Raw genomic sequence first — 13,914 nt, forward strand, 5'->3', positions numbered from 1 at the left:
GGAAGCATGTCCCAAGCCCCTGCTCCGCTGCTCGTCGAGACCCGCGGCGCCGTCCGCATCCTGACGATGAACCGGCCCGACAAGCTCAACGCCCTCGACACGGCGCTGACACAGGCGCTTTTCGACGCGCTCCTTGCGGCGCAGGCGGACGAGGCGATCCGGGCGGTCGTCCTGGCCGGTGCCGGGCGCGGCTTCTGCGCCGGCGCCGACCTCAAGGAATTCGCCGACCTCACCCCGGCCAACCAGAAGGCCGTGGTCGCCCGCGCCGATCTGACGACGCGGCTGCATATGCTGCTGCCGGGCCTGTCGAAGCCGATCGTCGCCGCGGTGCAGGGCGTCGCGGTCGGCGGCGGCGCCGGAACTGCAATCGGCTGCGACATGGTCGTCGCCGGCAGCGACCTGAAGTTCGGCTATCCCGAGCTGCGCCACAGCATCGTCCCAGCCATCGTGATGACGAGCCTGCAACGCGCCGTCGGCCGCAAGCTCGCCTTCGAACTGGTCAGCACCGGCCGGATGGTCGGCGCCGAGGAGGCGCTGCGGCTCGGCTTCGTCAACAAGGTCGTAGCGCCGGAAGACGTGCTGGCCGAAGCCATCGCCATCGCCGAGGGTTGGGCCAAGGTGAAGCCGGTCGCGATGGAGGCGACCAAGCGATTGTTCTACCGCGTCGCCGAATTGCCCTTCGAGGCGGCGATGGCGGCCGGACGCGACATCAATGCGCTGATGCGCAGCTTCCGCGACGGGGACAGCGCATGAGACCGCTCGACGGCATCACCATCGTCGACTTCTCGCGCGTCCTCGCCGGGCCGATGGCGACGATGATCCTGGCCGAGATGGGCGCGAGGGTCATCAAGGTAGAGCGGCCCGGCACAGGCGACGAATCCCGGCAATGGGAACCGCGCGTCGGCGAGGAAAGCGCCTATTTCTTCGCCTTCAACCGCGGCAAGGAATCGATCGTCCTCGACCTGAAGACGCCGGCTGGCCGCGCCGCGGCGAAAACGCTCGCGCTCCAGGCCGACGTCGTCCTCGAGAACTTCCTGCCCGGCCAGATGGACAAGATGGGGCTGGGCTATGTCGAGCTCGCAAAGGAGAAGCCCGGGCTCGTCTACGTCTCCAATACCGGCTTCGGCCAGAGCGGTCCCTATCGCGACCGCGTCGGCTACGACACCATCTTCCAGGCATTGAGCGGCGTGATGGCGCTGACCGGCCATCCCGATGGCCCGCCCGCCAAGGTCGGCGTGCCAATGGCCGACCTGACGGCCGGGCTCTGGAATGCCGTCGCCATCCTGACCGGGCTGGTCGGCCGTGCCAGCAGCGGCAAGGGCTGCCATGTCGATCTCTCGATGCTCGACACCCAGATCAGCCTGCTGACCATCGCGGCGGCGCGCCTCTTCGCCCTCGGCGAGGACCCACAGCGCACCGGCACCGAGCACCCCGGCCGCGTTCCCTCCGCTGCCTTCGCCTGCGCCAGGGACGAGTGGCTGCATATCAGCGGCAGCGACCAGCACTGGCAGGCGATCTGCTCGGTGCTCGGCCTCGACGAACTCGCCGCCGACACCGCGCTCGCCCGCAATGCCGAGCGGGTGAAACAGCGCGAGCGCGTGATGGCGGCGATGCGCGACGCCTTGGCCGGGCGCAAGCGCGCCGATGTCGCCGAGGCCCTGCGAGCGGCCGGCGTGCCCGCCGGCGAGGTCAACACGGTCGCGCAGGCGCTGGCTGATCCGCATGTGCAGGCGCGCGGCATAGTGGCGGAGTTTCGGCATCCGACGGCCGGCGCCTTCCCGGCATTGCGCAACCCGCTGCGCTTCACCGGCTATGACGCTCCCTCCCTCGGCACGCCACCGCTGCACGGCGCCGACAACGCTGCCCTCGCCGCCGAATTCGGCCTGAAGGAGATCGGCGCATGAGCCAGAGCCCCTTATCCGGAATGGCGTTCGAGCGCCTGGCGGTCGCCGCCGACGGACCGATCCTGCGGGTGACGCTGAACCGCCCGGAGGCGCGCAATGCGCTCGACCTGACGATGTGCCGCGAATTGCGGGCCGTGTTCGAGGCGATCGAGGCCGATCCGGCGATCCGCATCGTCCGTGTCGATGGCGCCGGCCCGGTCTTCTGCGCCGGGGCGGACCTCAAGGAGCGCAAGGGCAAGGACGAGATCTGGGTGCGGCAACGCCGGCTCGCCTCCTTCGCCGCCTATGACGCGATCGAACGCTCCAGCAAGGCCGTGGTCTGCGTCGTCGATGGGCCGATCGTCGGCTCCGGCGGCGAGATCGCCATGGCCTGCGACTTCATCATCGCCTCCGAGCGCACCAGCTTCACCTTCCCCGAAGCGCATTGGGGCACGGTCGGTGCGACGCAGCGCCTCCAGCGCGTCGTCGGCAAAAGGCTGGCCAAAGAGCTGCTCTTCACCGCACGGCGCTGGCCGGTCGAAGAGGCGCTGGCCGCCGGCCTCGTCAACCGCATCGTCAAGCCGGACGCGCTCGAAACGACCGTCGCCGAGCTGCTCGCTGAGATCGCCAAGGCGCCGGCGCTGGCGCTGACCCTGGCCAAGCAGTCGATCGAGCTCGGCGAGAAGACCGATCTCGCCACCGGCATCCGCATCGAGCTCGCCGCGATCGAGCGCGCGCTCGCCGACACCGAATGGCGCAAGGGCCTGGAGGCCTTCGCCGAACGCGACGCACAGGGAAAGAACTCATGAGCGCCAGCGAGCTGCCATCCGATTTCTTCGGCTGCGCCGACACTTTGCCGGAAGCCCTGGCGCGGGCCGTGCGTCTGGCCGGCCAGGAGGAGGCCGTCGTCTGCAATGGCGAGCGCATCAGCTATGCCGCCCTCGCCGCCCGGGTGGACACGGTCGCCGCCGCGCTCGCCGCCCACGGCGTCGGCAAGGGTGACCATGTCGGCATCTGCCTCGGCAACAGCATTCCCTGGATCGTGCTGTTCCACGCCATCGCCCGGCTCGGCGCCGTCACCGTGCCGGTCAACACCAGGCTGAAGGCGGAGGAGATCGCCTACACCCTGCGCCAATCGGACGTCTCGCTGCTGTTCATGACCGACCGGCTGCTCAAGATCGATTTCGTCGAGATTCTCAGGCAGATCTGCCCGGCGGTCGATACAAAACTGCCAGATACGGCCCTGCCCAAGCTGACCCGGGTCATCGTGCTCGGTGAGGCCGTTCCGGCAGGCGCAACTAGCTTCGCAAGCTTCCTCAGCACCGGCGCCGGCCAGTCGATACCGGCCCCCGTTCCGACAGCCGATGACCCGCTGCTGATCCAGTACACTTCCGGCACCACCTCCTTCCCGAAGGGGGCGGTGCTGACCCATCGCAACATGACGTGGGATGCCTATTCCGCCGGCCGCTTCTTCGGCCTGCGCTCGGGCGAGCGCTATTTCAGCCCGCGCCCTTTCTTCCACGTCGCCGGCAGCACGCTCGCCGTGATCGCCTCGCTGCAGCATCTCGCCTGCCTCGTCAGCTGCGAGCGCTACGAGCCGGGCGACGCCTTGCGCATGATGGAGGAAGAGCGCTGCACGCTGATGTCCGGTAACGACACCATCTTCCTGATGCTGCTCGACCATCCCGATCTGCCCCAGCGCAAGCTCTCCCTGCGTGGCGGCTGGGCGGCGGCGACGCCCTCGGTGATGGAGCGCATCGCACGCCAGCTCGGCGCGATCGAAATGGCGGTCTGCTACGGCCAGTCGGAAGCCTCGCCGAACATCTGCACCGCCGCCTGGTGGGACCCGCTCGCCGACCGGATCGCCGGCTGGATGCGCATCCATCCCGGCGTCGAGGTCGAGATCCGGGCGACCGAGGACGGCCCCGAGCCCGGTCCCGGCGAGGTCGGCGAGATCTATGCGCGCGGCTGGAATGTGATGCAGGGCTATTACGCCAAGCCCGAGGAGACCCGCGCGGTCCTCAGCGAGGACGGTTGGCTGCGCACCGGCGATCTCGGCCGCCTCTCGCCCGATGGCCGGCTTGCCTTCGTCGGCCGAGCCAAGGACATCATCCGGGTCGGCGGCGAGAACGTCGCCTCGGCCGATATCGAGAACGTGCTGCACCGCCACCCCGGCATCCAGCAGGCGCAAGTCGTCGGCGTGCCGGACAAGCGCCTGATCGAGGTGCCCGCCGCCTTCGTGATCCTGGCGAGCGGCACCTCGCTCGCACCCGACGAGATCATCGCCTGGAGCAAGGAGCACCTCGCCGGCTTCAAGGTGCCGCGCTATGTCGAGATCGTCGAGAGCTTCGACCAGATCGGCATGACCGCCAGCTCCAAGGTCCAGAAGAACAAGCTCGCCGCCCATGCGCGCCAGCTCTTCGGCCTCGAGGCGGTGGCATGAACACGCGTATCGAGAGCCTGCGCATCGAGACACGCTTCACGCGGCTGGTCGGCATTGACCTGCCGATCGTGCAGGCCGGGATGAGCTGGGCCTCCTCCTGCGCGGCGCTGCCGGCGGCGGTATCCGGCGCGGGCGGTCTCGGCGTCATCGCCGCCGGGCCGATGCGGCGCGACGACCTCAAGGCGGCGATCGCCGATGTGCGTGCCGAGACGGACCGGCCCTTTGCCGTCAACGTCCCGCTCTACCGCAAGGAGGTCGACGACATCCTCGCTCTGCTGGTCGACGAGCGCGTCCCGGTCATCATCGCCTCGCAGGGCGGGCCGGACCGCTATCTCGATCGCTTCAAGGCGATCGGCACGCTCTGCCTGCATGTCGTCGCCTCCGAGGTCCATGCCGCCAAGGCGGCGGCCAAGGGCGTCGACGGCCTCGTCGTGGTCGGCGGCGAGGCGGGTGGCCACCCGCCGCCAGAGCTGGTCTCGACGCTGGTGATTTGCCGCGCTGTGGCGAAGGCCGTTCCCGAGCTGCCGATCGTACTGGGCGGCGGCATCGCCGATGGCCACGGCCTCGCAGCGGCGCTTGCCCTTGGCGCCGACGCCGTGCAGCTCGGCACCCGCTTCATGGCGACGCCGGAGGCACGCCTGCATGACGATTATCGCCGCCGCGTCGTCGGGGCTGCCGTCTCCGACACCATCGTGGTCGGGCGCGGCTTCGGCATGATCCGCGTGCTGCGCAACCGCTTCGCCGAGGCGATGGCGGCAGCCGAGCGCGCCGGGCGTCCCGACGAGGAACGGCGCGAGCTGTTCCAGCGCTCGTCGCTGAAGCTCGCCGCCTTCGACGGCGACATCGAGGACGGCAAGGTCGAGGCCGGGCAGAGCGCCGGGCTGGTCGACGACATCGTCCCCGCCGGCGAGCTCGTGGCGCGGATCGCCGGGGAATATCAGGCGACGCTGGCGCGGCTCCCTGCAGCTCAAGCCATTCGCGAGCCCGCCTTGCAGCCTTCGTGACGACCCGCGCCGCCAGAGCCGGAAAAACCATAAACGGGAGGAGGATCGAGATGGACAGGCGCAGATTCATGGCGACGGCCGGGGCAGCGATGCTGGCGCCGCGCAGTGCTGGCGCGCAGGGCTATCCGATCAGGCCGATCCGCCTGATCGTCACCTTCGCCGCCGGCGGCCCTGCCGATCTCTTCGCCCGCGCGCTCGCCAGCGGCATGAGCGCCCGGCTTGGCCAGCAGGTGGTCATCGACAACCGCCCCGGCGGCGCCGCGGGCTTGCCGGCCATCGACGCGATCGCCAAGGCCGCGCCGGACGGCTACCAGATCGCTCTTGCCGGCGCGGCCGCGCTCTCGACCGTGCCGTTCATGGTCCCGAAGATGCCGTTCGATTGGGAAACGAGCCTGACGCCACTCACTTTGGTGTCGCGCGTTCCCGAGGTCATCACCACCAACGCCAAGCTCGGTCTGAAGAGCCTCGCCGACCTCGTCGCCTACGCGAAGAAGAACCCGGGCAAGGTCAATTTCGGCTCGGCCGGGCTCGGTAGCATCACCCATCTCGCCAGCGAGCTGTTCAAGGCGGAGGCGGGGGTCGACATCACCCACGTGCCCTATCGCGGCGCGGCACCGGCCGTGAACGACCTGATCGCCGGCCATATCGACATGGTCACGGCCGATATCCCGGTCCTGCTGCCACAGATTCAGGCCGGCAACGTCAATGCCCTGGCGGTCACCACCGAGAAGCGGATCAAGGCCCTGCCGGATGTTCCCACCACCGCCGAAGTCGGCTTTCCAAAAGTCGTCTCCGACAACTGGTACGGGCTCGTCGGTCCGGCCGGGATGCCGGCCGAGGTCTCCGGCAGGATCCACGCCGCCGCCCTGGCGACGCTGCGCTCGGAGGAGCTGCTCAGGCAGTTCGAGAGCCAGGAAGCGATCTCCTCACCGACCTCCCCGGACGAGTTCGTCGCCTTCATCAAGGCCGAGCGGGCGAAATGGGGACCGCTGATCGCCTCGATCGGCGTCAAGCTCGAATAGCGCCCGCACGCCTCGTTCGACCAATCGCAGGTCGCGCAACAGCGGCCCAGGCACTTTCAATGCAGGACATCGGATCATGCTCGACAAGCCCCTTCTCATCGCCGGCAGCTGGCGCGCACCATCCGGGTCCCGCACCGGCGACGTCGTTGATCCCGCCACCGGCGCGGTCATCGGCAAGCTCGGCTTCGCCGAGGCGGCCGATATCGACGCCGCCCTGGAGGCTGCACGCAGGGGCTTCGCCACCTGGCGCGCCATGACTGCGCTCGAACGCGCGCGCATCCTGCATCGCGCCGCCGCTTTGGTGCGCGAGCGCGCCGAGGTGATGGCTCAGCATATGACCCGCGAGCAGGGCAAACCGCTGGCCGAGGCGCGCGGCGAAGCCGCCACGGCGCCGGAGCATATCGAATGGTATGCCGAGGAAGGCCGGCGCGCCTATGGCCGGGTGATCCCCTCGCGCATTCCCGGCGCACGCCAGATCGTGGTCAAGGAGCCGGTCGGCCCGGTCGCGGCCTTCAGCCCCTGGAATTTCCCGCTCGCCCAGCTCGTCCGCAAGATCGCCGGAGCCTTGGCCGCCGGCTGCTCGATCATCGCCAAGCCGCCGGAAGAGGCCCCCTCGGCCTGCATCGAGCTCGCCAAATGCTTCCAGGAGGCCGGCCTGCCGGAGGGCGCGCTCAACATCCTGTTCGGCGTGCCGGCGGAGATTTCCGAACGGCTGATCGCCTCACCGGTGATCCGCAAGGTCTCGTTCACCGGCTCGGTGCCGGTCGGCAAGCATCTCGGCGCTCTGGCGGGCGCGCAGGCGAAGCGCGCCACCATGGAGCTCGGCGGCCACGCCCCCTTCATCGTCTGCGACGACGTCGATCTCGATGCGGTGGTGAAGCTCGGCGTCGGCCTGAAATTCCGCAATGCCGGCCAGGTCTGCGCCTCGCCGACGCGCTTTTATGTGCAGGATGCCGTCTATGACGGCTTCCGTGCCGCGTTCACGGAAGCTGCCAAGGCCGTCAAGGTCGGCCCCGGCGCGGCCGAGGGCACGCAAATGGGCCCGCTCGCCAACGCCCGCAGGCTCGATGCGCTGCAGGACTTCGTCGCCGACGCCGTCCAGCACGGCGCCAGGCTCGAAACCGGCGGCCACCGGATCGGCAATGAGGGCTTCCTCTTCGAGCCGACCGTGCTGTCCGACGTGCCCGACAGCGCGAGGATCATGCGCGATGAACCCTTCGGGCCGGTGGCGGCACTGGTGCGAGTCGGCTCGGTCGACGAGGCGATCGAGCGCTCCAACGCGCTGCCCTTCGGCCTCGCCGCCTTCGCCTTCACCCGCTCGACCCGGCGCGCCGCGCAATTCGCCGATGGGCTCGAGAGCGGCATGGTCTCGATCAACCATTTCGGCCTCGCCGCGGCCGAGACCCCGTTCGGCGGAATCAAGGATTCCGGCTACGGCAGCGAAGGCGGCACGGAGGGGCTCGAAGCCTACCTCTCGACCAAGTTCGTCAGTCAGGTCGGCGCCTGACCCCATTCCTTTCCATCTGCGAGAGACGACCATGACCACGCTCCAGCACAACCCGGCCTCGATCGCGCCACCCGCCCGCAACCTCTATTCGCATGGGGTCGAGACCCGAGGCCCCGGCCGCCAGCTTTTCATCGCTGGCCAGGTCGGTGTCCGGCCAGACGGCTCGATCCCCGAAGCCTTCGACGACCAGGTCCGCCAGATGATGGACAATATCGGCGCCGTTCTCGCCTCGGCGAGCATGGGCTTCGACGACATCGTCAAGATCACCGCCTATTGCCGCAGCGCCGAGGAGATCATCGGCTATGCCGGCATCCGCAACGGTTACTTCTCCGCCAAGCCGCCCGCGACGACGGCCTTCGTGGTCGGCGGCCTCGCCAATCCCGCCTGGCTGATCGAGGCCGACGCCATCGCCTTCAAGGCGGACTGAACCGATGAACGCCGCCCTGCCCCCGAGCCGTTCGCGGCACGAAGCCTTGGTCGATGTCGGCGGCGGCGTGAGGCTATGGGTCTGGGATACGGGCGGCGACGGCCCGGCCATCGTGCTGCTGCATGCCTCAGCCGGCAGCGGCGAATGCTGGGACCTGCAATGGCCGGTCTTCGCGGAGGCCGGCTACCGCGTCATCGGCTATTCCCGGCGTGGACATTTCGGTTCCGACGATGGCGATCCGGCCACGACGACACCAGCCTCGACCGACCTGCTGCGGCTGGTCGATACGCTCGGACTCGAGCGCTTTCACCTGATCGGCACCGCCGCCGGCGGCATGGTCGCGACCGATTTCGCGGTCTCTTATCCGCAGCGCCTGCTCGGCTTCGTCATCTCCAGCAGCATCGTCGGGCTGGTGGACGACGATTATCAGGCGATGTTGCAGCGGCTGCTCCCGCCGGAGTTCGAGCAGCTCCCGCATGATTTCCGCGAGCTCGGCCCGTCCTACCGGGCGCAATGCCCGGAAGGTGTCGCGCACTGGAACGCCAAGCTGGCGCGCTCCGGTGTCGACCGCGTTCCCCTGCGCTTCGCCAACCGCGTCCGCTGGGCCGACCTGCAGCGCTTCGACTTCCCCGTCCTCGTCTTGACCGGTGATGCCGATCTCTACGCACCGCCTGCCAATGCCCGCCTGATTGCCAGCCGAATCCCCAGCGCGCGCCTCGCCATCCTGCCGGGCTCCGGCCATTCGCCCTGGTGGGAGGTGCCGGAGCTCTACAACCGCGAGATCCTGAATTTTCTCGGCTAGGTAAGCCGCCAGGAGCACCCTGATCATGGATAGCCCTTCCACGGAGATCGACCGGATCGTCGCCGTCGAGGTCAGGCGCTGCGTCCAGCCGCAGCAGGACCCGGCCTGGCGCTTCGCGCTCGGGGGCATCCCGCGCCTCGACGGACTGATCGCGACCTTGCGCACGGCTTCCGGTCTCGCCGGCGAGGGGCACGTCGAGGCGATGGCCTTCTATGCCGACGATCTCACGGGATCGGAGGCCGCGATCGCGGTGCTGCGCCCCGCTCTGCTCGGCGCCGATCCATTGCGCTATGCCGAAACGCGAGATCGCCTCGACAAGGCGCTGTCCGGGCACGAGGCGGTCAAGGCCGGCATCGACAGCGCGCTGCATGAGCTGGCAGCGCGGACCCTACGCGTGCCGCTGCATGTGCTGTTCGGCGGCGCGCGGCGTCAGAGCGTCGAGCTCCAGCGCATCCTGCCGCTCAAGGATCCCCCGGGCATGGCCGCCGATGCCATCAGGCTCACCGGGCTCGGCTATCGCTGCCTCAAGGTGAAGGTCGATGGCGATGCCGATCTCGCCGAGGCGCGCGTCAGGGCGGTGCGCGAGAGCGTCGGCCCCGCTGTCAGGCTCTCGGCCGATGCCAATCAGAGCTACACGCCGAAGGCCGGCTTGCGCATGATCGAGCGCATCGCCCGTCATGGCGTCGACCTCGTCGAGCAGCCGGTTCCCGCCGCGGACATTGCTGGCCTGGCCTTCGTCTCGCAGCGCAGCCCGATCGCTATCGAGGCCGATGAAGCGATCCGCTCGCTGCGCGACATCGTCACACTGATCGCCGAAGGCGCCTGCGACAGCTTCAACCTGAAGAGCTCGGTCCTCGGCGGGATCGGCAAGGTCTTCATCGCCGCACAGATCTGCGAGGCGGCGGGGCGCGCCTACCGCGTCGGGACCGCCTATGGCCCCCGCCTGATCGCGGCCCAATGCCTGCATCTGGCCGCCGCGTTGCCCTCCTTTCACTATCCGGTCGAGTTCGCCGAATTCGATCATCTGCTCGATGATCCCTTCAGCGGACTGGAGGCCGTGGAAGGCCGGCTCACTCTACCGCAAGGTGTCGGCTCCGGATTGTCGCAACTATCGGAGAATGCTTGACATTCCCGAGGTATGGCCTCAGGCTTCAAAGATCAGGCGGTTGGCGATAGCGAGGGTCTCAATCCTCGTTATATCGAGCCTTCCTCACCGACACAGGTCGATCAAACGCCGCAGAGCGCGCGACCCGTGATCTCGTTCAGGTGAGGAGCTCATACAATGAACATCCGGACAAGTTTTGCGCGTGCCATACGCACCGCGGGCGTCGTGGTCGCGGCCAGCATGACGACGCTCGCCGTCGCGCAGGAGAAGGACACCTTCCGCTTCGCCGCAGCGACCGATCTGCGCGTCATCGATCCGGTCTGGTCGCTGGAATACAACAGCCGCAACCACGGCTATCTCGTCTACGACACGCTGTTCGCCTTCGACTCGAAGTTCCAGGTCAAGCCACAGATGGTCGATACTTGGACGATCTCCGACGACAAGCTACGCTATACTTTCAAGTTGCGTCCGGGCCTGACCTGGCATGACGGCACGCCCGTCACCGCCGCCGACTGCGTCGCCTCGATCAAGCGCTGGGGCCAGCGTGACTCGATCGGCCAGGCGCTGATCGCCGCCGCCGCCGAGATCAAGGCGACCGGAGCGGACAGCTTCGAGATCGTCCTGAAGGAGCCGTTCGGCCATGTGCTCTCGGCGCTGGCCAAGACCGGCTCGCCGGTTCCGTTCATGATGCCCGAGCGCATCGCCAAGACCAGCGGCTTCGAGCAGATCAAGGAGACCATCGGCTCAGGCCCGTTCATGTTCGCGCGCGACGAATGGATGCCGGGCGACAAGGCGGTCTACAAGAAGTTCAAGGGCTACAAGCCGCGCTCCGAGCCTTCCGACTTCATGTCCGGCGGCAAGATCGCCAAGGTCGAGCGCATGGAGTGGGTGTTCATCCCGAGCGGCGCCACCGCCGCGGCCGCGCTGCTGGCCGGCGAGGTCGACTGGCTCGAGCACCCGCCTTCCGACCTGCTGCCGACGCTGCAGAACGACAAGGACATCACCGTCCGCGCCGTCGATCCCTTCGGCATGCAGACGATGATCCGCTTCAACCATGTCCATCCGCCCTTCGACAACGAGAAGGTCCGGCGCGCCGTGCTGCAGACGATCGAGCAGGGCGAGTATCTGCGCGTCCTCAGCGACGACAAGCGCAGCTGGGAGCCCTGCCGCAGCTTCTATTTCTGCGGCACCCGTTTCGGCCGGGACCTCGCGCCAGACCAGCTGCTGTTCAAGAAGAACCTGGACGAGGCGAAGAAGACGCTCGTGGCCTCGGGCTACAAGGGCGAGAAGGTCGTGCTGCTCGACGCCGTCGACGACGCGATCCTGCATCCGGTCACCGTCGTGCTGTTCGACAACCTCAAGGCGATCGGCCTGAATGTCGAGCTCCGGGCGACGGACGGCGCCACCATCTTCGCGCTGATGCTGAAGCAGGAGCCGATCGCGCAGGGCGGCTGGAACATCGGCCCGCAATATGCCGACAGCACCAACTATTCGGTGCCCTTCCTCAACAACGCCCTGCGCGCCGGCGGCGTCGGCAAGGCCTCGATCGGCTGGCCCAAGAACGAGGCGATCGAGACGCTGCGGGCCGCCTTCCTCAAGGCGCCGGAGGCCGAGCAGGGCGCGATCGCCGACAAGATCCAGCAGGAGGCCTACGCCGCCTCGATCTACGGGCTGACCGGCCAGTACAAGCAGCTCACCGCCTACCGCAAATCGGTCGAGGGCCTGATCGACTCGCCGATCCCGCTGTTCTGGAACGTCAGCAAGAAGTGAGCGGCCGGCGGCACGCGCCTCCCGCGTGCGCCGCCTCCCATCTCCAGCAGCCACACATCGCGCCGGCGGCCCGCAAGATCGGCGGCGCGGGACATGGCCTGCCCTGAGGAACGGAAAACACCGATGCTGGCCTATATCCTCAAGCGCCTGCTCGCGACCATCCCGGTGATGGCGACCGTCGCGGTCATCGTCTTCATGCTGCTGCATCTGACGCCCGGCGATCCCGCAGCGCTGATCGGCGGCGACCTCGCCACGCCCGAGGATTTGCGCCGCATCCGCGAGCAGCTCGGCCTGGAACGCCCGATCGCCGAGCAGTTCCTCGGCTGGCTCTGGCAGGTGCTGCAGGGCGATCTCGGGACATCGCTGTTCAACCAGATGCCGGTGTCGCAACTGATCGCGCAGCGGATCGAGCCGACCCTGATCATCGGGCTGACGATCATGACCTTCGCGGTGATCGTCGCGATCCCGCTCGGCGTGATCGCCGCCTGGAAGGCCGGCAGCTGGATCGATCAATTGATCATGACGCTCGCGGTCATCGCCTTCTCGATGCCGATCTTCCTGATCGGCTATCTGCTGATCTTCAAGTTCTCGGTCGAGCTGAAATGGTTCCCGGTCCGGGGCTACCAGCCGATGTCGGCCGGGCCGGCGAAATTCTTCCCGCATATCGTGCTGCCGAGCCTGACCGTCAGCTTCATCTACATCGCCCTGCTGACGCGCATGACGCGGGCGACGGTGCTCGACGTGCTGAACCAGGACTATATGCGCACCGCGCGAGCCAAGGGCATGGCGACCCCGCGCATCCTCGCCGTGCACGCGCTGAAGAATGCCGCCGTGCCGATCGTCACCATGGTCGGCATCGGGCTTTCCTCGCTGCTCGGCGGCATCGTCGTCACCGAGACCGTCTTCGCCATCCCCGGCATCGGCCGCCTGATGATCGACGCGATCATCCGCCGCGACTTCCCGATCCTGCAGGGGGTCATCCTCGTGCTGTCGGCACTCTATGTGCTGATCAACCTCCTGATCGACCTGTCCTATTCGCTGTTCGATCCGCGCATCCGCTATTGAGAACGAGTCCATGAGCATCGCCATCGAGGCCCCTCGCAAGAGCGCCCGCAGCCGGACTTTGACCTACTGGCTCCGGCGCTACCCTCTCTTCATCCTCGGCTGCATCGGGCTGGCGGTGATCATCCTGCTCGCGCTGTTCGCGCCACTGATCGCAACGCATGATCCGGTCGCGATCAATCCGGCGGCGCGGCTGCGCCCGCCGAGCGATGCCTGGCTGTTCGGCTCCGATCCGTTCGGCCGCGACGTCTTCAGCCGCGTCATCTGGGGCGGGCGGGTCTCGCTCACCGTCGGCATCGGCGTCGCCGCTTTGTCGGTCTGCCTCGGCCTCGCCATCGGCATGATCGCCGGCTTCAACCGCATCGCGGATGCGGTCCTGATGCGGATCATGGACGGCATGATGGCGATCCCAGGCATCCTGCTCGCCGTCGCGCTCGTCGCCATCGTCAAGCCCAGCGTCACCACGGTCGTCATCGCGATCGCGATCCCCGAGGTCCCGCGCGTCGTGCGCCTCGTCCGCTCCGTCGTGCTCAGCATTCGCGAGCAGCCCTATATCGAGGCGGCGCGTCTCAGCGGCGTGCGTTTCCCCGGCCTGCTGATCAGGCATGTCCTGCCCAACACCATCGCGCCGCTGATCGTGCAGGCGAGCTTCGTCTGCGCCTCCGCGATCCTGTCGGAAGCCTATCTCAGCTTCCTCGGCCTCGGCATTCCGCCGACCACGCCGACCTGGGGCAGCGTGATCTCGGAAGGGCGCAATGTCGTGCAGCTCGCTTTCTGGGTCGTGCTCTATCCGAGCCTGTTCCTCGGAGCGACCGTGCTGTTCATCAACCTGATCGGCGACGGCCTGCGCGACATGCTCGATCCGCGCCTGGCGCGGACATTGTGAAAG

At 68.0% G+C, this 13,914-nt stretch carries 13 protein-coding genes; all 13 read left to right on the forward strand.

What is annotated here, in order from left to right:
* The first annotated feature begins 6 nt into the window (after positions 1–6).
* The 13 genes from GV161_RS08385 (at position 7) to GV161_RS08445 (ending at position 13,911) form a co-directional block, all read left to right on the forward strand.
* A complete protein-coding gene (locus tag GV161_RS08385; protein ID WP_152015145.1) occupies positions 7–753 on the forward strand; it encodes an enoyl-CoA hydratase/isomerase family protein in 747 nt (248 codons plus the stop codon).
* Complete coding sequence (locus GV161_RS08390; RefSeq protein ID WP_152015144.1) at positions 750–1,904, forward strand: CoA transferase; 1,155 nt, start codon at positions 750–752, stop codon at positions 1,902–1,904. The genes GV161_RS08385 and GV161_RS08390 overlap by 4 nt, the downstream gene beginning before the upstream one ends.
* Positions 1,901–2,692 (forward strand): enoyl-CoA hydratase/isomerase family protein, encoded by a 792-nt coding sequence (locus tag GV161_RS08395; protein WP_244624126.1) that lies wholly within the window; start codon positions 1,901–1,903, stop codon positions 2,690–2,692. Before GV161_RS08390 ends, GV161_RS08395 begins: the two co-directional genes overlap by 4 nt.
* Complete coding sequence (locus GV161_RS08400) at positions 2,689–4,326, forward strand: AMP-binding protein (RefSeq protein ID WP_152015143.1); 1,638 nt, start codon at positions 2,689–2,691, stop codon at positions 4,324–4,326. The genes GV161_RS08395 and GV161_RS08400 overlap by 4 nt, the downstream gene beginning before the upstream one ends.
* On the forward strand, positions 4,323–5,330 hold the full coding sequence (locus tag GV161_RS08405) for a nitronate monooxygenase family protein (RefSeq protein ID WP_152015142.1): 1,008 nt from the start codon (positions 4,323–4,325) through the stop codon (positions 5,328–5,330). The genes GV161_RS08400 and GV161_RS08405 overlap by 4 nt, the downstream gene beginning before the upstream one ends.
* A 50-nt stretch (positions 5,331–5,380) precedes the next feature.
* The gene (locus GV161_RS08410) at positions 5,381–6,352 is read left to right on the forward strand and encodes a tripartite tricarboxylate transporter substrate binding protein (RefSeq protein WP_152015141.1); all 972 of its coding nucleotides are present in this window, start codon (positions 5,381–5,383) and stop codon (positions 6,350–6,352) included.
* Positions 6,353–6,425: 73 nt separating this feature from the next.
* Entirely contained in the window at positions 6,426–7,859 is a 1,434-nt protein-coding gene (locus GV161_RS08415; RefSeq protein WP_152015140.1) for an NAD-dependent succinate-semialdehyde dehydrogenase, read from the forward strand.
* Positions 7,860–7,890: 31 nt separating this feature from the next.
* Positions 7,891–8,286 carry a RidA family protein gene (locus GV161_RS08420; protein WP_152015139.1) on the forward strand — a complete coding sequence of 132 codons (396 nt, stop codon included), beginning with the start codon at positions 7,891–7,893 and terminating at the stop codon, positions 8,284–8,286.
* A gap of 4 nt (positions 8,287–8,290) precedes the next feature.
* On the forward strand, positions 8,291–9,088 hold the full coding sequence (locus GV161_RS08425) for an alpha/beta hydrolase (protein WP_152015138.1): 798 nt from the start codon (positions 8,291–8,293) through the stop codon (positions 9,086–9,088).
* A 25-nt stretch (positions 9,089–9,113) separates the two neighbouring features.
* On the forward strand, positions 9,114–10,214 hold the full coding sequence (locus GV161_RS08430; RefSeq protein ID WP_152015137.1) for an enolase C-terminal domain-like protein: 1,101 nt from the start codon (positions 9,114–9,116) through the stop codon (positions 10,212–10,214).
* Positions 10,215–10,370: 156 nt separating this feature from the next.
* On the forward strand, positions 10,371–11,963 hold the full coding sequence (locus GV161_RS08435) for an ABC transporter substrate-binding protein (protein WP_152015136.1): 1,593 nt from the start codon (positions 10,371–10,373) through the stop codon (positions 11,961–11,963).
* Between the two features lie 123 nt (positions 11,964–12,086).
* Positions 12,087–13,028, forward strand: coding sequence for an ABC transporter permease (locus GV161_RS08440; RefSeq protein WP_152015135.1), 942 nt, complete (start codon positions 12,087–12,089; stop codon positions 13,026–13,028).
* Between the two features lie 10 nt (positions 13,029–13,038).
* Positions 13,039–13,911 carry an ABC transporter permease gene (locus tag GV161_RS08445; protein WP_152015134.1) on the forward strand — a complete coding sequence of 291 codons (873 nt, stop codon included), beginning with the start codon at positions 13,039–13,041 and terminating at the stop codon, positions 13,909–13,911.
* Positions 13,912–13,914 lie beyond the last annotated feature (3 nt).

The organism is Bosea sp. 29B, assembly GCF_902506165.1.
GTDB lineage: Bacteria > Pseudomonadota > Alphaproteobacteria > Rhizobiales > Beijerinckiaceae > Allobosea.